This window comes from Streptomyces sp. NBC_00237 (assembly GCF_026342435.1).
GTDB lineage: Bacteria > Actinomycetota > Actinomycetes > Streptomycetales > Streptomycetaceae > Streptomyces.
This window is the reverse complement of the sequence record NZ_JAPEMT010000002.1, coordinates 2,493,306-2,513,562: the sequence shown is the minus strand read 5'-3', so window position 1 is coordinate 2,513,562 and position 20,257 is coordinate 2,493,306. Positions and strand designations below refer to the sequence as shown.

The window sequence follows — 20,257 nt, the reverse complement described above, 5'->3', positions numbered from 1 at the left end:
CGGGTGCGTCGTGGCTGGTCGCGCAGTTCCCCGCGCCCCTGGGGGCATGCTTCGCAGCCCCCGCCCCGCCCGACCTCGCTCACCCTCCAAGAGGCCACCGCATGAAGCGACACACCGCCACCCCCCGCCCCGACTGGCAGCGCATCGTCGAGGAGCAGGGGGTCATCTACCCCCTGACCCGCTACCCCGACGACTCCCTGCGGCCCTACTGGGACGAGAGCGCCTACTACTCCTTCACGCTCCCCGAGGTCGAAGCCCTCGAAGAGGTCGTCGAGGAGCTGCACGCCATGTGCCTCGCCGCCGCCGCCCACATCGTCGAGAGCGACCGCTTCGCGGACCTCGGCATCACCGACCCCAAACTCGCCGGGCTCATCGCCGAGTCCTGGCGCCGCCGCGGCGAACTCCCCTCCCTCTACGGCAGGTTCGACCTCCGCTACGACGGCACGGGACCGGCGAAGATGCTGGAGTACAACGCCGACACCCCCACCTCCCTCGTCGAGGCCGCCAGCCCGCAGTGGTTCTGGATGGAGGAGCTGTTCCCCGGCGCCGACCAGTGGAACTCCCTCCACGAACGCCTCGTCGACGCCTGGAAGAGGCAGGCCCGCCTCCTCGCCCCCGGCCCCCTGTACTTCGCGCACTCCGACGGCGACGAGCTCGGCGAGGACCTGATGACGGTCGCGTATCTGCGCGAGACCGCCGAACAGGCCGGTATCCGCACCGAGGCGATCTCCGTCGAGCAGATCGGCTGGGACCGCCTCTCCCGCCGCTTCGTCGACGAGAAGCTCCGCTTCATCCGCAGCTGCTTCAAGCTCTACCCGTGGGAGTGGCTGGCCACCGACCGCTTCGGCCCCCACGTGCTGTCCACCCTCGACAACGGCGGCGGCACCGGCACCACCTGCTGGATCGAACCCGCCTGGAAGATGCTCCTCTCCAACAAGGCCCTCCTCGCCATCCTCTGGGAGCTCTACCCCGGCCACCCCAACCTCCTCGCCGCCTACCTCGACGGCCCCCGCGAACTCGCCGACGAGAAGGGGTACGTGGCCAAGCCGCTGCTGGGCAGGGAGGGCGCCGGAGTCACCCTCCACGAACCCGGCTCCCCGCCGCCCGCGCCCACCCACGACAAGCTCTGCTACCAGGAGCTGGCCCCGCTGCCCGACTTCGACGGCAACCGCACCGTGCTCGGCGCCTGGGTGATCGAGGACGAGGCGGCCGGGCTCGGGATCCGGGAGTCCGCAGGGCCGGTCACGGACGAGTACGCCCGCTTCCTGCCCCACGTCATCCTCTGACCGGGCCGACCGGGCCGACCGGGCCGACGTGGCCGGCCCGGCTGACCGGGCCGACCCGGCCGGTCCCTACGCCTCCAGTACGGCGCGGAGCTGGTCCAGCCCCCAGTCCAGGTCCTCCTTGCTGATCACCAACGGCGGGGCGATCCGGATGGTCGACCCGTGCGTGTCCTTCACCAGCACCCCCCTCTCCATCAGCTGCTCCGAGATCTCCCGGCCCGTGCCGCGCGCCGGGTCGATGTCGACCCCGGCCCACAGCCCGCGCCCCCGCACCGCCCGTACCGCACCCCCGCCGACCAGCAGGTTCAGCTCGTTGTGCAGGTGGTCGCCCAGCTCGGCGGCCCGCTGCTGGTACTCGCCGCCGCGCAGCATCGCGATGACCTCAAGCGCCACCGCGCAGGCCAGGGGGTTCCCGCCGAACGTCGAGCCGTGCTCGCCCGCCTTGAACACCCCCAGCACCTCCGCCGACGAGACCACCGCCGACACCGGCACCACCCCGCCGCCGAGCGCCTTGCCCAGGACGTACATGTCGGGCACCACGCCCTCGTGCTCACAGGCGAAGGTCTTCCCGGTCCTGCCCAGACCCGACTGGATCTCGTCCGCGACGAAAAGCACGTTGCGGGAGGCGGTCAGCTCCCGGACCCCGGCCAGGTAGCCGGGCGGCGGGACCAGCACCCCCGCCTCGCCCTGGATCGGTTCGAGGAGCACGGCCACCGTGTCGTCCGTGACCGCCGCCTCCAGCGCCGCCAGATCGCCGTACGGAACGATGTCGAAGCCCGGCGTGTAGGGGCCGTAGTCCGCGCGTGCCTCCGGGTCCGTCGAGAAGCTGACGATCGTCGTCGTACGGCCGTGGAAGTTGTCCGAGGCGACGATGATCCTGGCCCGGCCGTCCGGCACGCCCTTGACGCGGTAGCCCCACTTGCGGGCGGTCTTCACGGCCGTCTCGACGGCCTCCGCCCCGGTGTTCATCGGCAGCACCATCTCCATGCCGCACAGGGCCGCCAGCTCGTCGCAGAACGCGGCGAACCGGTCGTGGTGGAAGGCCCGCGACGTCAGGGTCACTCTCTCCAGCTGCGCCTTCGCCGCGTCGAGCAGCCGGCGGTTGCCGTGCCCGAAGTTGAGCGCCGAGTACCCGGCGAGCATGTCGAGGAAGCGGCGCCCCTCGACATCGGTCATCCAGGCCCCCTCCGCCGAGGCGACGACGACGGGCAGCGGGTGGTAGTTGTGCGCACTGTGCGCCTCCGCGGAGGCGATGGCCCGCGCGGTGCTCGTGCTGTTCGTGGTGGCATCCGTTGTCGACACGGGAACTCCGATCGTCAGATACGGGATACGGCCGTCCTGCGAAAGGTGCGGACGGCGCCCCTTTCTATCGTCGGTCACGGCGGAGGCGCGGAAACCTTGCCGCCCCTCTCAGGGTTCGCTCCGGCGTTCTGCCGCACGTGACGCACCGGAGGCGGCGCATCGGTCGCCCACCCGACGGGGTCGGGTTCGCCACCTGAGAGAATGATGAACATGGCCTCTCGACCCCGTGTGCTCTCCGGCATCCAGCCCACCGCAGGCTCGTTCCACCTCGGCAACTACCTCGGCGCCGTGCGCCAGTGGGTGGCTCTGCAAGACACGCACGACGCCTTCTACATGGTCGTGGACCTGCACGCCATCACCATCCCGCAGGACCCCGCCGAGCTGCGTGCGAACACCCGCCTCGCCGCCGCCCAGCTGCTGGCCGCCGGGCTCGACCCGGACCGCTGCACCCTCTTCGTGCAGAGCCACGTGCCCGAGCACGCCCAGCTCGGCTGGGTGATGAACTGCCTCACCGGCTTCGGCGAGGCGTCCCGGATGACCCAGTTCAAGGACAAGTCCGCCAAGCAGGGCTCCGACCGCACCACCGTCGGCCTGTTCACGTACCCGGTCCTCCAGGTCGCCGACATCCTGCTCTACCAGGCCAACCAGGTCCCCGTCGGCGAGGACCAGCGCCAGCACATCGAGCTGACCCGCGACCTCGCCGAGCGCTTCAACGCGCGCCTCGGCGAGACCTTCACCGTCCCCGAGGCGTACATCCTCAAGGAGACCGCGAAGATCTACGACCTCCAGGACCCCAGCATCAAGATGAGCAAGTCGGCGTCCACGCCGAAGGGCCTCATCAACCTCCTGGACGAGCCGAAGGTCACCGCGAAGAAGGTCAAGAGCGCGGTCACCGACACCGACACGGTCATCCGCTTCGACCCCGTCGAGAAGCCCGGCGTCTCCAACCTCCTCACCATCTCCTCCACCCTCACCGGCAAGACGGTCGCCGAGCTGGAGAAGGAGTACGAGGGCAAGATGTACGGCGCCCTCAAGACGGACCTGGCCGAGCAGATGGTGGAGTTCGTCACGCCGTTCAAGGAGCGCACCCAGGCGTACCTGGACGACCCGGAGACCCTGGACGCGGTCCTCGCCAAGGGCGCCGAGAAGGCCCGCGCGGTCGCCGCCGAGACCCTCGCCCAGGCGTACGACCGGATCGGTTTCCTGCCCGCCAAGCACTGAGGTCCGCCCGTACGCAGCGGTGGTGGGCGCCTGTCCCGCAGGCCCCGGACCTTGGACTCTGGCCCTGAGGCCCCTGCGCCCGCCACACTGCACTGCGAAGCTTCATCCACCCACCCGGCAGTGACGACGAGGAGAACGACGTGGGGACCGTAACGCTCGGCGTTTCGATCGCGGTCCCGGAGCCGTACGGCAGCCTGCTCCAGGAGCGGCGCGCGGCCTTCGGGGACCCTGCCGCTCATGGCATCCCTACCCACGTCACGCTGCTGCCGCCGACCGAGATCGACGCGGACGCCCTGCCGGCGGTGGAGGCGCACCTGGCGGCGCTCGCCGACTCCGTGCGGCCCTTCCCGATGCGGCTGTCCGGGACGGGGACGTTCCGGCCGCTGTCGCCGGTGGTCTTCGTGAAGGTGGTGGAGGGCGCGTCCGCGTGCGCGTGGTTGCAGAAGCGGGTGCGGGACGCGTCGGGGCCGCTGGTGCGGGAGCTCCAGTTCCCGTACCACCCGCACGTGACCGTCGCCCACGGGATCGCCGAGGAGGGCATGGACCGGGCGTACGAGGAGCTTTCCTCGTACGCCGCCGAGTGGTCCTGCGAGTCCTTCGCGCTGTACGAGCAGGGGGCCGACGGGGTGTGGCGGAAGCTGTGCGACTACGCCTTCGGCGGGTGTGCGGAGGGGGATCTGCCTCCACAGGGGCTGCCGTACGACGCTCCGGCGCTGCACTGAGGTCGCGCGCCCCTGGGCGTTACACCGGAAGCTGCCTGAAGAGGGGGCGCGGGACGTGGCGCAGGGCCGACATGACGGCCCTGAGCGCGCCCGGGACCCACACCACCTCCGCGCGCCTGCGCAGGCCCGCCTCGATGGCCTCCGCGACGGCCTCCGGGGTCGTGGCGAGCGGGGCCTCCTCCATCCCCTCCGTCATCTTCGTCCGTACGAAGCCGGGCCTGACCACCATCACGTGCACGCCCGTCCCGTGCAGCGCGTCCCCCAGGCCCTGGGTGAACGCGTCGAGGCCCGCCTTGCTGGAGCCGTAGATGAAGTTCGCCCGCCGTGCCCTCTCGCCCGCGACCGAGGACAGGACGACCAGCGAGCCGTGGCCCTGGCCCTGGAGGGCGTTCGCGCAGACCAGGCCCGCCGAGACGGCCCCCGTGTAGTTGGTCTGGGCGACCCGGACGGCCGCCATCGGTTCGGCCTCGTCGCGGGCCTGGTCGCCGAGCAGCCCGAAGGCGATCAGCACCATGTCGATGTCGCCCTCCGCGAAGACCTTGCCCAGCACCTCCTCGTGCGCGGCGCTGTCCAGTGCGTCGAAGGGGACCGTACGGACCTCCGCGCCCAGCTCGCGGAGCTGGGTCGCCGCAGCTTCCAGGGCGGGGGACGGGCGGCCCGCCAGCCACACCGTACGGGTGCGGCGCGCGACCAGGCGGCGGGCGGTGGCGAGCCCGATCTCGGACGTGCCGCCGAGGACGAGCAGGGACTGCGGGGCGCCGAAGGCGTCCTTCATGGGGAGCTCCTTGAAGAGGATCAGAGGGCGAGGCGGCGGGAGAGGTCCGAGGTGAAGACCCCGTGCGGGTCCAGCTCGGCGCGCAGGGCGCGGAAGTCGGCCAGCTTCGGGTACATCGCGGCGAGCGTCTCGGGGCGTACCCGCGAGTCCTTCGCCAGGTAGAGGCGTCCGTCGGCGGCGGCGACCTCCTCGTCGAGCTCGTCGAGGAAGGCACCGAGGCGGGGCATGTTCGCCGGGATGTCCAGGGCGAGCGTCCAGCCGGGGACCGGGAAGGACAGCCAGCCGGGGTCGCCGTCGCCGAACCGCTTCAGTACGGCGAGGAAGGAGGGGCAGCCGTGCCGGGAGATCCGGCCGACGATCCGGCGCAGCGCCTCCTCCTGCCCGTAGGGGACGACGAACTGGTACTGGACGAAGCCGCTGCGCCCGTAGATCCGGTTCCAGTGCGGGACGCCGTCCAGGGGGTGGAAGAAGGTCGAGATCTTCTGGAGCTCGCCGACCCGGGCGCGCGGGGCCCGCCGGTACCAGAGCTCGTTGAAGAGGCCGACGGACGTGCGGCCCAGCAGCCCCTCGGGGATGAAGGAGGGCGCGCCGGGGAACTGGCCGGGCCGGAACGTCAGCGGGTGGCGACGGGCGCGGGCGGGCAGCTCGTCGAGCGGTGCGTGGTCGCCCCGGGTGAGGACGGAGCGGCCCATCGAAGCACCGCGGGCGAGCAGGTCGATCCAGGCGACGGAGTACCGGTAGAGGTGGTCGGTCTCGGTGAGGCGGGTCATCAGGTCGTCGAGGTCCGTGGCCCGCTCGGTGTCGACGGACATCAGCGAGGTCTCGACGCGCAGGAGCTGGACGGTCGCGGAGAGGATGACGCCGGTCAGGCCCATGCCGCCGGCCGTGGCGTCGAACAGGTCCGTGCCGGGGACGACGTCACGCACCTCGCCGTCCGCGAGCAGGAGCCGGAGCGAGCGGACGTGCCGGGAGAAGCCGCCACAGACGTGGTGGTTCTTGCCGTGGATGTCCGCGCCGATCGCCCCGCCGACCGTGACGTAGCGGGTGCCGGGCGTCACGGGCACGAACCAGCCGAGCGGAAGCAGTACTTCCATCAGCCGGTGCAGGCTCACCCCGGCGTCGCACACCACGATCCCGGTGTCCGCGTCGACGGTGCGGATGCGGTCCAGGCCCGTCATGTCGAGGACCGAGCCGCCCGCGTTCTGCGCGGCGTCGCCGTACGCCCGGCCGAGACCCCGGGCGATCGAGCCGCGCGCCCCGCAGCCCCGTACCGCCGCCGCTGCCTCCTCGTACGTGCGCGGACGCACCACCAGGGCGGTCGTGGGGGCGGTGCGGCCCCAGCCGGTCACGGAGGCGAAGGAGTCGGCGTCGGGGGAGAGCGTGGTGTTGTCAGCCATGGGCGTGACCGTATCGCCCGGAAAGCACCTCTTAGGTCACCTATCGCACGTTTCGTAAGCGGAACGGGTGGTTGACAGAGTGTCATCACGAAATGTCATGAATATTTGCATTTTCCCGACAAGAGTCACCCCTGATGTGCGCCCCTCCGGGCCACGCACACCGATATCCAAGGGATGACAGATGCGAGAAGTGGACCACCGTCTGCTGTCCGCGATGCGCGACTGCGGAACGGACCCCCGGGTGGCCGCCACCGCCCGAGCCCTCTCCTTCAGCGGCGAGCACGGCGCGCTGTGGCTGGCCGCCGGACTCGTCGGCGCGGCCGTCGACCGCGACCGGCGCGGCGCGTGGCTGCGCGGTACGGCACTGATCGGCGCGGCCCACCTGGCGAGCATGGGCGTCAAGCGCGTCGTACGCCGTCCCCGCCCCCAACTCCCCGACCGCCAGCCCCTGGTGAAGACCCGGGGCCGGCACTCCTTCCCCAGCTCGCACGCCACCTCGGCCGCCGCGGCGGCCGTCGCCCTCGGTGCGCTCGGCCCCTTCGGCAAGCAGGTCGTCCCGCCGCTGGCCGCCGCGATGTGCGTGTCCCGCCTGGTCGTCGGCGTGCACTACCCGAGCGACGTGGCGGCCGGTGCGGCCCTCGGCGGGATCACCGCGGGGATCGGCGCGAAATGGCTGAAGACCAGGGAGGCTTCCCGTGTCTGACCGCACCGTCATCCCCCTCCTGGAAAAGCAGCAGGACCGCCGCGCCTCCACCGGCGGCCCCGCCCTCCCCCCGCAGCGCCGCGCGCTGCGCCCCCTCGGCCTGCCGCTGGGCCTGCTGCGCACCGCACGCCCCCGCCAGTGGATCAAGAACAGCCTCGTGGTGGCCGCCCCCGCCGCCGCAGGACAGCTCTTCACCACCCGCTCGGCACTCCAACTCGCCGTCGTCTTCGTGCTGTTCACGGCCGCCGCGTCCGCCGTCTACCTGATCAACGACGCCCTCGACGCCGAGGCCGACCGCGCCCACCCCACCAAGTGCCGCCGCCCCGTCGCCGCAGGACAGGTCCCCGTCCCCGTCGCGCACGCCACCGGCGCGCTCCTCGCCGTCCTCGCGCCGACCGCAGCGGCCTTCCTCTGCAACCCGCTCACCGCCGCCCTCCTCACCGGGTACGTCGTGATGCAGATGGCGTACTGCCTGCGCCTCAAGCACGTACTCGTACTCGACCTGGTCGTCGTCACCACCGGATTCCTGATGCGCGCCATGATCGGCGGCATCGCGCTGGGCATCCCGCTCTCCCGCTGGTTCCTCATCACCACCGGCTTCGGCGCGCTGTTCATGGTCGCCGCCAAGCGGTACTCCGAAGCCGTGCAGATGGCCGACAGCCCGCTGCGCGGCAAGACCCGCGCCCTGCTCAGCGAGTACACCACCGGCTACCTCCGCTTCGTCTGGCAGCTCGCCGCCGGGGTCTCCCTGCTCGGCTACTGCCTGTGGGCGATGGAGCGCGGCGGCGCCACCGACGGCGGCGTCCTCCCCTGGCGCGAACTGTCCATGGTCGCCTACATCGTGGGCATCCTCCGCTACGCCGTCTTCGCCGACCGGGGCACCGCGGGAGCCCCCGAGGACGTCGTCCTGCGCGACCGGGGACTGCTGCTGATCGGCCTGGTCTGGATGGCGATGTACGCACTGGCGGTCACCGACCTGTGAGCGCGCCCCGGGTCAACTGGTCCGAACTCGGCTCCTTCGCCGCCGTCGGCGTCTGCGCCTACCTCGCCGACCTCGCCCTCTTCGTCTGGCTGCGGGGCCCCCTCGACTGGGACCCCCTCTCCGCGAAGGCGGTCGCGTTCCTCGCCGGGTGCACGGTCGCGTACGCGGGCAACGCTCTGGGGACGTACAAGAACCACGAGGCGCAGGTCTCGCGCCTGCGCCAGTACGGGGTCTTCTTCGCCGTCAACGTGGCGGGCGCGCTCGTCCAGTTGCTCTGCCTGGCCGTCTCCCACTACGGGCTCGGCCTCACCTCGCCGCGCGCCGACACCGTCTCCGGTTCACTCGTCGGGATGGCTCTGGCGACCTGCCTGCGCTTCTGGGGTACACGCACTCTGGTTTTCCGTAACTGAGAGCAGGCGGGTACACAAGGATCATGGACTGGCTGAAGAACCTCCCGGTGATCGGGCCGCTGGTGACGCGCCTGATGGGCACGCACGCCTGGCGCACGTACGAGACGCTCGACCGGGCGAAGTGGAGCAGGCTCGCCGCGGCGATCACCTTCATCAGCTTCCTCGCCCTCTTCCCGCTGATCACCGTCGGCGCGGCGATCAGCGCGGCGGTGCTCAGCAAGGAGCAGATCGCCGAGATCAAGAGCAGCATCGCCGAGCAGGTCCCCGGCATCTCCGACCAGCTCGACATCGACGCCCTGATCAACAACGCGGGCACGGTCGGCATCGTCGCGGGCGCCCTGCTCCTCTTCACCGGCATCGGCTGGGTCGGCTCCATGCGCGAATGCCTGCGCACCGTCTGGCAGCTGGACGACGCCGACGAGGGCAACCCGATCCTGCGCAAACTCAAGGACGGCCTGGTCCTGGCCGGTCTCGGCGGCGCGGGCCTCGGCTCGCTCGTCGCCTCCGCCGTCGGCTCCACGGCGGTCGGCTGGACCGCCCGCACCCTGGACGTCTCCGAGTCCGGCGCGGGCGGCATCCTGCTGCGGATCGCCGCCCTGGCGGTCGCCGTCGGCGCGGACTTCCTGGTCCTGCTGTACGTACTGACGCTGCTGCCGGGCGTCCAGCCGGAGCGCCGCCGCCTGCTGGTGGCGGCACTGATCGGCGCGGTCGGCTTCGAGCTGCTGAAGATGCTGCTGGGCGGCTACATGAGCGGCGTCGCCTCGAAGAGCATGTACGGGGCCTTCGGCGTGCCCGTGGCCCTGCTCCTGTGGATCAACTTCACGGCGAAGCTGATGCTGGTCTGCGCCGCGTGGACGGCCGCCCCGCACGCGGACGGGCCCGCCCAGAGCGGCGTCAGCGGTGTCGGCCCTGACGACGGCCCTACGGCTGACGGCGACGGGAAAGAGCGGGCACCGGCCACTTCCGGTTGACCAGGAACACCGCACCGGCCAGCGCCACCAGCGCCCCGCCCGCGACGGCGAGCGCGATGCCGGCCCCGCTGGAGCCGTCCTCGACGGCGGCCAGCCGGGTCGGCGGCTGCGTCGCCCTGGCCTTCGGCGCCGGGGGAGCGGGCTTCGCCGCCCCGAGGTCCACGTTCTTCGGCGCGACCAGCTCACCCACCGGCTTCACCTTCCCGGCCGCCTGGAAACCCCAGTCGAACAGCCGGGCCGTCTCCTGGTAGACCGCCTGGCTCTCGTCGGACTGCGGATTCATCACGGTCACCAGGAGCACCTTCTCGCCCCGCTGGGCGACGCCGGTGAAGGTGGCCCCGGCGTGCGTCGTATTGCCGTTCTTGACGCCCGCGATGCCCCGGTACGGGGTGACTCCCTCGCCCGTCATCAGCCGGTTGGTGTTCTGGATCTCGAAGGAGCCCCGCTTGCCGCCCTCGCCCTGCTCGCCGGGGAACTTGGCGCGCACCGTCGACGCGTACTCCCGGAAGTCCGCCTTCTGCATGCCGGAGCGTGCGATGAGGGTCAGGTCGTACGCACTGGAGACCTGGCGGGGGGCGTCGTACCCGTCGGGCGAGACGACGTTCGTGTCGACGGCCTGGAGCTCGCGGGCGTGCGCGTTCATGTCGGCGACGGTCTTGGGCACGCCGCCGTTCATCGCGGACAGCACGTGCACGGCGTCATTGCCGGAGTTGAGGAACACCCCCAGCCACAGGTCGCGGACCGAGTACGGCAGGTTCTCCTTGACGCCGACCGTGCTGCTGCCGGAGCCCACTCCCGCCAGGTCCGCGGGCTTCACCGTGTAGACCTGCTCCTTGGGCAGCCGGGGCAGCACCGTGTCCGCGAACAGCATCTTCAGGGTCGACGCGGGGGCGAGCCGCCAGTGCGCGTTGTGCGAGGCGAGGACCTCGCCGCTCTCCGCGTCCGCGACGATCCAGGACCGTGCCGACAGCTCCTTCGGCAGTACGGGAACGCCCGCCGCCGGGTTCATCTGCGTACCCGCCTTGGCGAGCCGCTCGCCGCCCACGGAGGACATCCGGGCCGGAGGCTTCGGCTCGTCGTCGCTCTTCAGGCTCCGGTCGGCGGCATGGGCTGCCGGTGCGACGAGGAGCGAGGGCATCAGCAGGGCGGCGGAGGCGACCGCGACGGCGGTCCTTTTCACGGCAGGCACGGACGTGAACGTACAGGGCCTCGCTATGGATACGGCCACCGCGTCGCTGACCCGCCGCAACAGCCGCCGGGACAGCCCAGCAGGGGCAGCCCCGCCTGCCCCGCCCGCGCCTCCGGCTCCGGCCGGAGGCGATACTGGACCCATGAAGCTCAACCGCACCCTCTCCTGGTTCCTGCTCGCCTTCGGAGTGTGGAGCTGGTTCATCTGGATCACTTTCGTCAAGAATCTCGTGAAGGACGGGAGCGGTCTCGCCTTCGACGACGCGGGCGACCCGACGGGATACTTCTGGGTGCACCTGCTGCTCGCCGTGACGTCTTTCCTTCTGGGGACGGGCATCGGCCTGATCGGGTTCCGTTCGGTGCGCACGCTGCGGCGGGAGAAGGCGCGCGGTATCTGAGGGCCTCCGGGGCTCAGCGGTGTCCAGGGCCCCGCGAGGCTCAGCCGAACACCCGCACGTCAGAGTTGTCGTACTCCGGCAGGTCGCCGCGCCCCTGCTCGACGCTGCCGGAGACGACCGTGCCGGGGGAGGGGCGGCGCAGCAGGACGATGCCCTCGGCCGCGTACTCGGTGACGTACCCCGCATTGCGGAGCAGTCGCAGCCGGTCCTTCTGCGCCTGTACGGCAGGAAAGGGGAATGCCTTCTTCTCCGTGTCCAGGACCACCCATTCCGCGCGCACGCTGCGGCGGGAGAAGGCGCGCGGTATCTGAGGGCCTCCGGGGCTCAGCGGTGTCCAGGGCCCCGCGAGGCTCAGCCGAACACCCGCACGTCAGAGTTGTCGTACTCCGGCAGGTCGCCGCGCCCCTGCTCGACGCTGCCGGAGACGACCGTGCCGGGGGAGGGGCGGCGCAGCAGGACGATGCCCTCGGCCGCGTACTCGGTGACGTACCCCGCATTGCGGAGCAGTCGCAGCCGGTCCTTCTGCGCCTGTACGGCAGGAAAGGGGAATGCCTTCTTCTCCGTGTCCAGGACCACCCATTCCGCATTCCTGGGCAGGTTGTCGAGGATCATCACGCGGGTGCGGGCGGTGAGCCGGGGCGCGAGGTTGTTGTCGGCCTCCACGGTGACCCCGTCCGGTATTTTCCGTACGGCGGTGAGTGCGGCCTCCTGGCGGGCGTCGCGTATCCATGTGCCGGGCAGCAGCACGTGCCAGGCGCCGGATATCAGCACCCCGAAGAGGGTGATGCCCGCAGCGAGCACGGCGGCCCCTTTCGCCAGCGATTCGAGACCTTCCCGCTCCCTTTTACGGGCGATTCTCGCGGCCGTCTCGATCGACGCGGCGATCAGGACGGGCCAGATGAACGCGCCGTAGTGGTGCAGTGCCGTCCAGTGGAGCCCGTTGTCGGAGAAGAGCCGCTCGGCGAGGAGCGGTACGGCGCACAGGGTGAGCGTGGAGCGGAGCGGCAGGAAGAGCAGCGAGCCGAAGGTCCACAGCAGCAGCGTCACCTTCGGTGCGGGGGTGAGTGCGGCGCGCAGCGTGTCGAGCGGATGCAGTACGACGTGGACGAGCGCGTCGCTCGCACTCGTGCCGAGGCTGCTGTACTGCCAGTAGAACTGCGGCTCCCCGCCCATCAGCGGGATGACCAGCACGATCGCGGCCAGCGAAGCGACCGGCCCGAGCACGGCCAGCGCGCCGCCGACGCACGCCCCGCGCCCGTCCCCGGCCCGCCGTGCCCGCACCGCGAGGATCACGCCGAAGACCCCCACGGACAGCCCCAGATCCTCCTTCGTCAGGCACAGCAGCGCCGCGACGATCAGGACGTGTCCGTACGCCTTCGCCCGCGCCCGCTCGAAGAGCAGCAGGAACAGCGGTACGGCGAAGGCCACTTCGTGGAATCCGGCGCGGCTCGCGTAGAGGAGCGGGGCGCCGAGTGCGTACACCAGACAGAAACCGAGGGTGAGGCGGCGCAGCACGAGGGGGTCGAGCGCCTTGCCCCCGAGCGCACTGCCTCCGAGCGCACTGCCCCCGACAGCATTGCCGCATTCGATCCGGACCAGCCTCGCCACCAACGGGACTCCCGCCCCGAACAGCAGGGCCTGGACGAGGAACAGCATGCGCGGATCGTCCCAGACCCAGTAGAAAGGGGCCGCGAGGGCGATGATCGGTGAGAAGTGGTCGCCCAGCAAGGAGAATTCGCCCGGAAATCCGTGATGGACGCTTTTGATCATCGAGCGGGGCAGTTCGAAGCGCGCGTAAGCCCTTATCCCCTGATCGAACAACCCGACATCGAATCCACCGAGTTGGAGCCGCCGGAATTGCTGAAGGGATATCAGGAAGCAGAGCGCGGAGCAGGCGGCGGCAACGGCCCCGATGCGTATTCGCTCCCGTTTCCGCCCGGTGGCCGCCGCTTCGGCGGCGCGGCTCGGGGGGTGGAATGTGAACGTGGTCAAAGTTCCCAAACTCCCGCAAGTCAGATTCGGCGGGGTGTCGCGGGCGGGGGTGCCGCCCGGTCGAACCCATGATCGTGCTCACAGGTATTTTGAGGGCCCGTCGGGCGGAATCCGGCACAAGTGGTGAGGATCATCGTGGTCGTCGTGGTCGTTCTGTGCCTGTTCGCCCTGCTGGGAGGGGTGCACTGGTACGTGTGGAAGCGCCTCGTCCGTGACGCGGCCCCGCCCGGCGCACGGGGGCGGCGGGTGCGCCGCGCCGGGGCGACGGCCCTCACCGTCCTCCCGCTCCTCTCCGTCTCCGCGTTCCTCTCCAGCCGTGTGGGCTTCCCCTTCTGGCTCCAACAGGCCCTGGCCTGGCCGGGCTACCTCTGGCTGGCCCTCCTCCTCTACCTCACCCTCGCTCTCCTGGCGGCGGAACTCCTGCGGCCCCTGCTCGTCCGTTGGCCCCGGCGCCGCCGCGCAGACCGCCCGGCGGACCGCCCGGCGGACCGCCCGGCAGGCCGCCCCGCAGGCCGCCGCGCAGACCGCCCCGCAGGGGCAGCCCCCACCCCGGTGGCCCCCGAAGCGACCCCCACCCCCTCCCGCCGTCTCTTCGTGAGCCGCACCCTCGCCGCCACCGCCGCCCTCACCAGCGTCACCACCGTCGCCCTCGGCACCCGTTCGGTCCTCCAAGGCCCCAAGATCACCCGCGTCACCGTTCCCCTGGCCCAACTGCCCCGCACCGCCCACGGCTTCCGCATCGCCGTCGTCAGCGACATCCACCTCGGCCCGATCCTCGGCCGCGCCCACACCCAACGCATCGTCGACGCCGTCAACTCCGCCCAGCCCGACCTGATCGCCATCGTCGGCGACATGGTCGACGGCACCGTCGAAGACCTCGGCCCGGCCGCCGAGCCCTTGCGTCAACTGCGCGCCAAGCACGGCCAGTTCTTCGTCACCGGCAACCACGAGTACTACGCGGGCGCCGCTCCCTGGCTCACCCGCGTACGCGAACTCGGCTTGCACCCCCTCGAAAACGCCCGGGTCGAGGTCGCCGGTTTCGACCTCGCCGGGGTCAACGACGTGGGCGGCGAGGCATTCGGCCAGGGCCCGGACTTCGCGAAGGCCCTCGGCGACCGCGACCGCTCCCGCGCCAGCGTCCTCCTCGCCCACCAGCCCGTACAGATCCACGAAGCGGTACGCCACGCGGTCGGCCTCCAGCTCTCCGGCCACACGCACGGCGGCCAGCTCTGGCCGGGCAACCTCGTCGCGGGCCTCGCCAACCCCACGGTGGCGGGTCTGGAGAAGTACGGCGACACCCAGCTCTACGTGTCACGCGGCGCGGGTGCCTGGGGACCCCCGGTCCGCGTCGGAGCCCAGTCCGACATCACCGTCGTGCAACTGGCGTCCCTCCGGGCCTGACCGCCCGCCGCGAAGCACCGACGACCTCCGGCGGGGACGCGGTCGCCGTCGCGGTCGCAGCCGCAGCCGCAGCCGGAAAAAACGTGACGCATCGTCGAAGGCCGATTTCTGTCCGTATTCCGAGACGACGAAGCATGATGATTCGCCCATGCACGCCCATGCGCGGAGAGACCAGCTCAAGTGCGGCGCAGATGCAACGAGTTGTCTTGGATTTGTGACCGCTTGCGAAAGAATTGCCCCTTCCGTCGCTCTAATTCGTGTGATTAGGTGAATGAATCGTGGGGTAAGGCTTGTGGGGTTTTCCGCCTGCCCCTGGGTGGGGTAGTGCGAGGAGAGCAAGTCAATGCGGTTGATGGGTTCCGTGCGCCTGCGGGTCGGGGCGACGGTCGTGGTAGTGGCAGCCGCAGCGGTAGGGGGGTGGATGCTCCTCCCCTCGGACGACGACCTGGGCGCCGCGATCAAGGTCGGCACGACGGACAAGTCGACGTCGCTGGACCCGGCCTACGCGTACGACGCCGGTTCGTGGGCGCTGTACAGCAACGTCTTCCAGTCGCTGATGACGCTGAAGACGGGTTCGGTCACCCCGACGCCCGACGCGGCCAAGCAGTGCGGTTTCGTCGGCCAGAAGCTGACGACGTACCAGTGTGAACTGAGGACCGACCTCGTCTTCTCCAACGGGCGCAAGGTCACCCCCGAGGACGTGAAGTTCAGCTTCGACCGCATCCTGCGCAACGGCAACGACGTCGGTCCGCGCTCGCTGCTCGGCACGCTGAAGTCGGTGACCGTCAGCGGGCAGAAGATCACCTTCAACCTGACGTCCGGGGACTCGACCTTCCCGTTCAAGGTGGCCTCCGGCGCCGGGTCGATCGTCGACAGCACCAAGTACTCCGCGACGGCCGCGCGCAAGGACGCCGCCGTCGACGGATCCGGGCCGTACACCATGTCCTCGTACGTCAACGGGAAGCTCGCGCAGCTCGTCCCGAACGCCACGTACAAGGGCGCCGTGACGAAGGCCGGCCGCCCCGTCGAGGTGAAGTACTACAAGGAGGCCGAAGACCTCCAGGCGGCGTGGGAGGCCAAGGAGATCGACCTCACGCACCGCCAGCTCCCGCCGGAGATGCTCTCCAAGCTCAAGCCGGGCGCCGAGAACGTGCGCATCAGCGAGGTCGACGCCACCGAGACCCGCAACATGGTCTTCAACGTGCGCGACAAGTCGAAGTTCAAGAACGCGGACGTACGCCGTGCCGTGTCGTACCTGATCGACCGCCCGAAGCTGGCGCAGGACGTCTACTTCAACACGGTCGAGCCGCTGTACGACACCATCCCCAAGGGGATCATCGGGCACAGCACCCCCTTCTTCGACCTCGTGTCCAAGCCGGAGGCGGGGCTGGCGAAGGCCAAGGAGGTGCTGGACTCGGCGGGAGTCAGGACGCCGGTGAACTTCACCCTCGGATACGCGCTCGGCGGTGCCACCCGGCCGGAGGCCCAGCTGCTGAAGAAGCAGCTGGAGTCCTCGAAGCTCTTCACGGTGAAGCTGGTCGAGGAGGAGGACTGGGAGGTCTTCCAGAAGGGCTACAAGTCCGGCAAGTACGACGCGTACAACGTCGGCTGGGTCGCCGACTTCCCGGACCCGGACAACTACAGCCAGCCCCTCGTCGGCAAGAACAACTCCAACGCGAGTGAGTACTCCAACCCGAAGATCGAGGCGCTGATCTCGCGCACCCAGGCATCCTCCGACCGGGGGTCCACGGTCGACGACTTCAAGAAGATGCAGAAGATCGTCGCCGACGACGTCCCGCTGATCCCGCTGTGGCAGACGAAGGACTACGTCCTCAGCAACGGCAAGGTCGGCGGCTCCGAGTACCTGTCCGACGGCACGGGCATCTGGCGCCTGTGGGAGCTGAACTGGCTCTAGGCGCGAGCGAGTTACCAGAAAGGGCCCCGCCCCCGGTGAAGCACCGGGGGCGGGGCCCTTCTTCGTACTGCTCAAGCTGCGTACTGCTCAAGCTGCGTACTGCTCAAGCTGCGTACCGCTCAAGCTTCGTACCGCTCAAGAAGTGACTAGTAGTGACTAGTAGCGACGCGTGATCAGCGCGCGCTTCACTTCCTGGATGGCCTTCGTGACCTCGATGCCGCGCGGGCACGCGTCCGTGCAGTTGAACGTCGTGCGGCAGCGCCACACGCCGTCCTTGTCGTTGAGGATTTCGAGGCGCTGCTCGCCACCCTCGTCACGGCTGTCGAAGATGAAGCGGTGCGCGTTGACGATCGCCGCCGGGCCGAAGTACTGGCCGTCGTTCCAGAACACCGGGCACGAGGACGTGCACGCGGCGCACAGGATGCACTTGGTGGTGTCGTCGAAGCGCTCGCGGTCCTCGGCGGACTGCAGACGCTCGCGCGTCGGCTCGTTGCCCTTGGTGATGAGGAAGGGCATCACGTCGCGGTACGCCTGGAAGAACGGGTCCATGTCCACGACCAGGTCCTTGAGGACCGTCAGGCCCTTGATGGCCTCGACCGTGATCGGCTTGTGCGGGTTGATGTCCTTGATCAGCGTCTTGCAGGCGAGCCTGTTCTTGCCGTTGATCCGCATCGCGTCGGAGCCGCAGATGCCGTGGGCGCAGGAACGGCGGAAGGTGAGCGTGCCGTCCTGGTCCCACTTGATCTTGTGCAGAGCGTCGAGCACGCGCTCCTTCGGGTCCATGTCGACCTCGAAGTCCTGCCACTCGGCGTCCTCGGAGACCTCCGGGTTGAACCGGCGGATCCGGAAGGTGACCTTGATGTACGGAGAGTCGGCGAAGCCGGGCTCGGGCGCGCCCTTGCCGTCCTTCTCCACCTTGTCCATCGTCGGGGTAGCCATCAGTACTTACGCTCCATCGGCTGGTAGCGGGTCTGGACGACCGGCTTGTAGTCGAGCCGGATCGACTCGGTGCCGTCGGCCGCGACCTCGCGGTACGCCATGGTGTGGCGCATGAAGTTGACGTCGTCGCGGGTGGGGAAGTCCTCGCGGTAGTGACCGCCGCGGGACTCCTTGCGCGCCAGCGCGGACACGGCCATGACCTCGGCCAGGTCGAGCAGGTTGCCCAGCTCGACGGCCTCCAGCAGGTCCGTGTTGAAGCGCTTGCCCTTGTCCTGGATGGACACGTTCAGGTAGCGCTCGCGCAGCTCGGCGATCTTCTCGACGGCCGTCTTGATCGTCTGCTCGGTGCGGAACACCATCACGTTGGCGTCCATCGTCTCCTGGAGCTCCAGGCGGAGCGCGGCCACGCGCTCGGTGCCGGTGGAGTTGCGCAGCCGCTCGACCTGGTCGACGACGAGCTGGGCCGGGTTCTCCGGCAGCTCGACGAACTCGTTGGAGTGGCTGTACTCGGCGGCGGCGATACCGGCCCGCTTGCCGAAGACGTTGATGTCCAGCAGCGAGTTGGTGCCGAGGCGGTTGGCGCCGTGCACCGAGACGCAGGCGACCTCACCGGCGGCGTACAGGCCCGGGACGACGGTGGTGTTGTCCCGCAGGACCTCACCCTCGACGTTCGTCGGGATGCCGCCCATGGCGTAGTGCGCGGTCGGCTGGATCGGGATCGGGTCCGTGTACGGCTCGATGCCCAGGTACGTACGCGCGAACTCCGTGATGTCCGGGAGCTTGGCGTCGAGCTGCTCCGGCGGGAGGTGCGTGAGGTCGAGGTAGACGTGGTCGCCCTCGGGACCGCAGCCTCGGCCCTCACGGATCTCGGTGTAGATGGAGCGGGACACGACGTCACGGGACGCGAGGTCCTTCATGACCGGCGCGTACTTCTCCATGAAGCGCTCGCCGTCCTTGTTGCGGAGGATGCCGCCCTCACCGCGGGCGCCCTCCGTCAGCAGGATGCCCATGCGCCAGATGCCCGTCGGGTGGAACTGGAAGAACTCCATGTCCTCCAGCGGCAGACCGCGGCGGTAGCACGCGGCCTGGCCGTCACCGGTCAGGGTGTGCGCGTTGGAGGTCACCTTGAAGAACTTGCCGGTGCCGCCCGAGGCGTAGATGACCGACTTGGACTGGAAGACGTGGATCTCACCGGTGGCCAGCTCGTACGCGACGACGCCCGCGGACTTCTTGACGCCGTCCTCCTCCACGATGAGCTGATCGAGGACGTAGAACTCGTTGAAGAACTCCACACCCTCCTTGATGCAGTTCTGGTAGAGGGTCTGGAGGATCATGTGGCCGGTGCGGTCGCCCGAGTAGCAGGACCGCCGGACGGGGGCCTCGCCGTGGTTGCGGGAGTGACCGCCGAAACGGCGCTGGTCGATGGTGCCTTCCGGCGTACGGCCGAACGGCAGGCCCATCTTCTCCAGGTCGAGGACCGCGTCGATGGCCTCCTTCGCCAGGATCTCGGCGGCGTCCTGGTCGACCAGGTAGTCGCCGCCCTTGATCGTGTCGAAGGTGTGCCACTCCCAGTTGTCCTCCTCCACGTTCGCCAGCGCGGCGGCCATGCCGCCCTGCGCGGCGCCCGTGTGGGAACGCGTCGGGTAGAGCTTCGTCAGCACGGCGGTGCGGCTGCGCTTGGTCGACTCGATGGCCGCGCGCATGCCCGCGCCACCGGCGCCGACGATGACGGTGTCGTACTTGTGAATCTTCATCTTGATTGCCTCAGCCCCGGGCCTAGCGGATGTTCGGGTCGAAGGTGAAGATCACCAGCGTGCCCAGAAGGACGGTGAACACCGTGGCGGTGTACAGCAGGTTCTTCAGCCAGAAGCGCGTGTTCGGCTTCTCCGCGTAGTCGTTGATGACGGTACGCAGGCCGTTGGCGCCGTGCAGCATGGCCAGCCACAGCATGACGAGGTCCCATGCCTGCCAGAACGGCGAGGCCCAGCGGCCGGCCACGAAGGCGAAGCCGATCTTGCTGACGCCGCCGTCGAGCACCAGCTGGATCAGCAGGTGGCCGAGGACCAGGACGACGAGCACGATGCCGGACAGGCGCATGAACAGCCAGCCGTACAGCTCGAAGTTGGTACGGGTGGTGCGAGGGGTCTTCGAGGTGCGCTTGCGCGGCGGCTCGATGACGGGCGCCGGGTTGTCGACGTCGTACAGGCTCACGCCCTCGACGGGGCCGACGCCTGCGGAAGAGGTCTCAGCGGACATGTTCTGACTCAGCTCCCGAAGACTTCGCGTACGGCGTGACCGAGGACGGGCGCAAGCGCGAAGACCATCAGCACGATCCAGACGCCCAGCACGGTCCAGAGCATCTGCTTCTGGTAGCGGGGGCCCTTGGACCAGAAGTCCACGGCGATGACCCGAAGGCCGTTCAGCGCGTGGAACAGGATGGCGGCGACAAGGCCGTACTCAAGGCAAGCCACGAGCGGGGTCTTGTAGGTTGCCACGACATCGTCGTACGCCTCGGGAGAGACGCGGACGAGAGCGGTGTCGAGGACGTGTACGAACAGGAAGAAGAAGATGAGGACGCCGGTGACTCGATGAGCCACCCATGACCACATGCCTTCCCGGCCGCGATACAGCGTTCCAGCCGGCACGGAAATACCCTCC

The 20,257-nt window shown here is 69.8% G+C and carries 20 protein-coding genes; 10 read left to right on the top strand and 10 right to left on the bottom strand.

Annotated elements, in window-relative coordinates; translation table 11 throughout:
• Window positions 1-101 precede the first annotated feature (101 nt).
• Window positions 102-1,286: a glutathionylspermidine synthase family protein gene (locus OG897_RS24910; RefSeq protein ID WP_266659474.1), complete on the top strand. Its 1,185-nt coding sequence runs from the start codon at window positions 102-104 to the stop codon at window positions 1,284-1,286.
• A gap of 66 nt (window positions 1,287-1,352) precedes the next feature.
• On the opposite strand, the gene rocD is transcribed toward OG897_RS24910, so the two are convergent.
• Complete coding sequence (gene rocD / locus OG897_RS24905; RefSeq protein WP_323188097.1) at window positions 1,353-2,585, bottom strand: ornithine--oxo-acid transaminase; 1,233 nt, start codon at window positions 2,583-2,585, stop codon at window positions 1,353-1,355.
• 210 nt (window positions 2,586-2,795) lie between these two features.
• Between rocD and trpS the strand changes: the two genes are divergently transcribed.
• Both trpS and OG897_RS24895 read left to right on the top strand, forming a co-directional pair.
• Window positions 2,796-3,806, top strand: a complete 1,011-nt coding sequence (trpS, locus tag OG897_RS24900; protein WP_266659472.1) for a tryptophan--tRNA ligase — start codon at window positions 2,796-2,798, stop codon at window positions 3,804-3,806.
• Window positions 3,807-3,946: 140 nt separating this feature from the next.
• Complete coding sequence (locus OG897_RS24895; RefSeq protein ID WP_266659470.1) at window positions 3,947-4,528, top strand: 2'-5' RNA ligase family protein; 582 nt, start codon at window positions 3,947-3,949, stop codon at window positions 4,526-4,528.
• A gap of 19 nt (window positions 4,529-4,547) precedes the next feature.
• On the opposite strand, the gene OG897_RS24890 is transcribed toward OG897_RS24895, so the two are convergent.
• Together OG897_RS24890 and OG897_RS24885 are read right to left on the bottom strand one after the other, a co-directional pair.
• On the bottom strand, window positions 4,548-5,303 hold the full coding sequence (locus OG897_RS24890) for a decaprenylphospho-beta-D-erythro-pentofuranosid-2-ulose 2-reductase (protein ID WP_266659469.1): 756 nt from the start codon (window positions 5,301-5,303) through the stop codon (window positions 4,548-4,550).
• A 20-nt stretch (window positions 5,304-5,323) separates the two neighbouring features.
• Window positions 5,324-6,700 carry an FAD-binding oxidoreductase gene (locus tag OG897_RS24885; protein WP_266659468.1) on the bottom strand — a complete coding sequence of 459 codons (1,377 nt, stop codon included), beginning with the start codon at window positions 6,698-6,700 and terminating at the stop codon, window positions 5,324-5,326.
• A gap of 181 nt (window positions 6,701-6,881) precedes the next feature.
• On the opposite strand from OG897_RS24885, the gene OG897_RS24880 reads away from it, so the two are divergent.
• From OG897_RS24880 to OG897_RS24865, 4 genes are all read left to right on the top strand, one after another.
• Window positions 6,882-7,403, top strand: a complete 522-nt coding sequence (locus OG897_RS24880; protein ID WP_266659467.1) for a phosphatase PAP2 family protein — start codon at window positions 6,882-6,884, stop codon at window positions 7,401-7,403.
• Between the two features lie 85 nt (window positions 7,404-7,488).
• Entirely contained in the window at window positions 7,489-8,385 is an 897-nt protein-coding gene (locus tag OG897_RS24875) for a decaprenyl-phosphate phosphoribosyltransferase (RefSeq protein ID WP_266660471.1), read from the top strand.
• On the top strand, window positions 8,382-8,795 hold the full coding sequence (locus OG897_RS24870; RefSeq protein ID WP_266659466.1) for a GtrA family protein: 414 nt from the start codon (window positions 8,382-8,384) through the stop codon (window positions 8,793-8,795). Before OG897_RS24875 ends, OG897_RS24870 begins: the two co-directional genes overlap by 4 nt.
• Before the next feature lie 23 nt (window positions 8,796-8,818).
• On the top strand, window positions 8,819-9,766 hold the full coding sequence (locus OG897_RS24865; protein ID WP_266659465.1) for a YihY/virulence factor BrkB family protein: 948 nt from the start codon (window positions 8,819-8,821) through the stop codon (window positions 9,764-9,766).
• Here the strand turns inward: OG897_RS24865 and OG897_RS24860 are convergent.
• A complete protein-coding gene (locus OG897_RS24860) occupies window positions 9,717-10,955 on the bottom strand; it encodes a D-alanyl-D-alanine carboxypeptidase (protein WP_323188096.1) in 1,239 nt (412 codons plus the stop codon). The genes OG897_RS24865 and OG897_RS24860 overlap by 50 nt on opposite strands.
• 142 nt (window positions 10,956-11,097) lie before the next feature.
• On the opposite strand from OG897_RS24860, the gene OG897_RS24855 reads away from it, so the two are divergent.
• Window positions 11,098-11,352, top strand: a complete 255-nt coding sequence (locus tag OG897_RS24855; protein WP_266659461.1) for an SCO4848 family membrane protein — start codon at window positions 11,098-11,100, stop codon at window positions 11,350-11,352.
• A gap of 40 nt (window positions 11,353-11,392) precedes the next feature.
• Here OG897_RS24855 and OG897_RS24850 read toward each other — a convergent pair whose 3' ends face one another.
• Together OG897_RS24850 and OG897_RS24845 are read right to left on the bottom strand one after the other, a co-directional pair.
• On the bottom strand, window positions 11,393-11,632 hold the full coding sequence (locus OG897_RS24850; protein ID WP_266659459.1) for a hypothetical protein: 240 nt from the start codon (window positions 11,630-11,632) through the stop codon (window positions 11,393-11,395).
• A gap of 71 nt (window positions 11,633-11,703) precedes the next feature.
• The gene (locus tag OG897_RS24845) at window positions 11,704-13,344 is read right to left on the bottom strand and encodes a DUF2079 domain-containing protein (protein ID WP_266659457.1); all 1,641 of its coding nucleotides are present in this window, start codon (window positions 13,342-13,344) and stop codon (window positions 11,704-11,706) included.
• A 123-nt stretch (window positions 13,345-13,467) separates the two neighbouring features.
• Here OG897_RS24845 and OG897_RS24840 point away from each other — a divergent pair, with 123 nt between their 5' ends.
• Entirely contained in the window at window positions 13,468-14,745 is a 1,278-nt protein-coding gene (locus OG897_RS24840) for a metallophosphoesterase (protein ID WP_266660469.1), read from the top strand.
• Window positions 14,746-15,097: 352 nt separating this feature from the next.
• Complete coding sequence (locus tag OG897_RS24835; RefSeq protein WP_266659455.1) at window positions 15,098-16,660, top strand: ABC transporter substrate-binding protein; 1,563 nt, start codon at window positions 15,098-15,100, stop codon at window positions 16,658-16,660.
• 156 nt (window positions 16,661-16,816) lie between these two features.
• Here OG897_RS24835 and OG897_RS24830 read toward each other — a convergent pair whose 3' ends face one another.
• From OG897_RS24830 to sdhC, 4 genes are read right to left on the bottom strand one after another with little or no spacing between them, the layout of a single operon-like run.
• Window positions 16,817-17,599, bottom strand: a complete 783-nt coding sequence (locus OG897_RS24830) for a succinate dehydrogenase iron-sulfur subunit (RefSeq protein WP_266659453.1) — start codon at window positions 17,597-17,599, stop codon at window positions 16,817-16,819.
• Window positions 17,599-19,353: a succinate dehydrogenase flavoprotein subunit gene (gene sdhA, locus OG897_RS24825; protein ID WP_266659451.1), complete on the bottom strand. Its 1,755-nt coding sequence runs from the start codon at window positions 19,351-19,353 to the stop codon at window positions 17,599-17,601. The genes OG897_RS24830 and sdhA overlap by 1 nt, the downstream gene beginning before the upstream one ends.
• Window positions 19,354-19,375: 22 nt before the next feature.
• Window positions 19,376-19,855 (bottom strand): succinate dehydrogenase hydrophobic membrane anchor subunit, encoded by a 480-nt coding sequence (locus tag OG897_RS24820; protein ID WP_266659449.1) that lies wholly within the window; start codon window positions 19,853-19,855, stop codon window positions 19,376-19,378.
• Window positions 19,856-19,863: 8 nt separating this feature from the next.
• On the bottom strand, window positions 19,864-20,244 hold the full coding sequence (gene sdhC, locus OG897_RS24815) for a succinate dehydrogenase, cytochrome b556 subunit (protein WP_266659447.1): 381 nt from the start codon (window positions 20,242-20,244) through the stop codon (window positions 19,864-19,866).
• Window positions 20,245-20,257 lie beyond the last annotated feature (13 nt).

Coding starts and splice junctions, on each gene's coding strand:
- OG897_RS24910 (WP_266659474.1), top strand. CDS start 102: ATGAAGCGACACACCGCCACCCCCCGCCCCGACTGGCAGCGCATCGTC.
- trpS (WP_266659472.1), top strand. CDS start 2,796: ATGGCCTCTCGACCCCGTGTGCTCTCCGGCATCCAGCCCACCGCAGGC.
- OG897_RS24890 (WP_266659469.1), bottom strand. CDS start 5,303: ATGAAGGACGCCTTCGGCGCCCCGCAGTCCCTGCTCGTCCTCGGCGGC.
- OG897_RS24885 (WP_266659468.1), bottom strand. CDS start 6,700: ATGGCTGACAACACCACGCTCTCCCCCGACGCCGACTCCTTCGCCTCC.
- OG897_RS24880 (WP_266659467.1), top strand. CDS start 6,882: ATGCGAGAAGTGGACCACCGTCTGCTGTCCGCGATGCGCGACTGCGGA.
- OG897_RS24865 (WP_266659465.1), top strand. CDS start 8,819: ATGGACTGGCTGAAGAACCTCCCGGTGATCGGGCCGCTGGTGACGCGC.
- OG897_RS24855 (WP_266659461.1), top strand. CDS start 11,098: ATGAAGCTCAACCGCACCCTCTCCTGGTTCCTGCTCGCCTTCGGAGTG.
- OG897_RS24835 (WP_266659455.1), top strand. CDS start 15,098: ATGGGTTCCGTGCGCCTGCGGGTCGGGGCGACGGTCGTGGTAGTGGCA.
- OG897_RS24830 (WP_266659453.1), bottom strand. CDS start 17,599: ATGGCTACCCCGACGATGGACAAGGTGGAGAAGGACGGCAAGGGCGCG.
- sdhA (WP_266659451.1), bottom strand. CDS start 19,353: ATGAAGATTCACAAGTACGACACCGTCATCGTCGGCGCCGGTGGCGCG.
- OG897_RS24820 (WP_266659449.1), bottom strand. CDS start 19,855: ATGTCCGCTGAGACCTCTTCCGCAGGCGTCGGCCCCGTCGAGGGCGTG.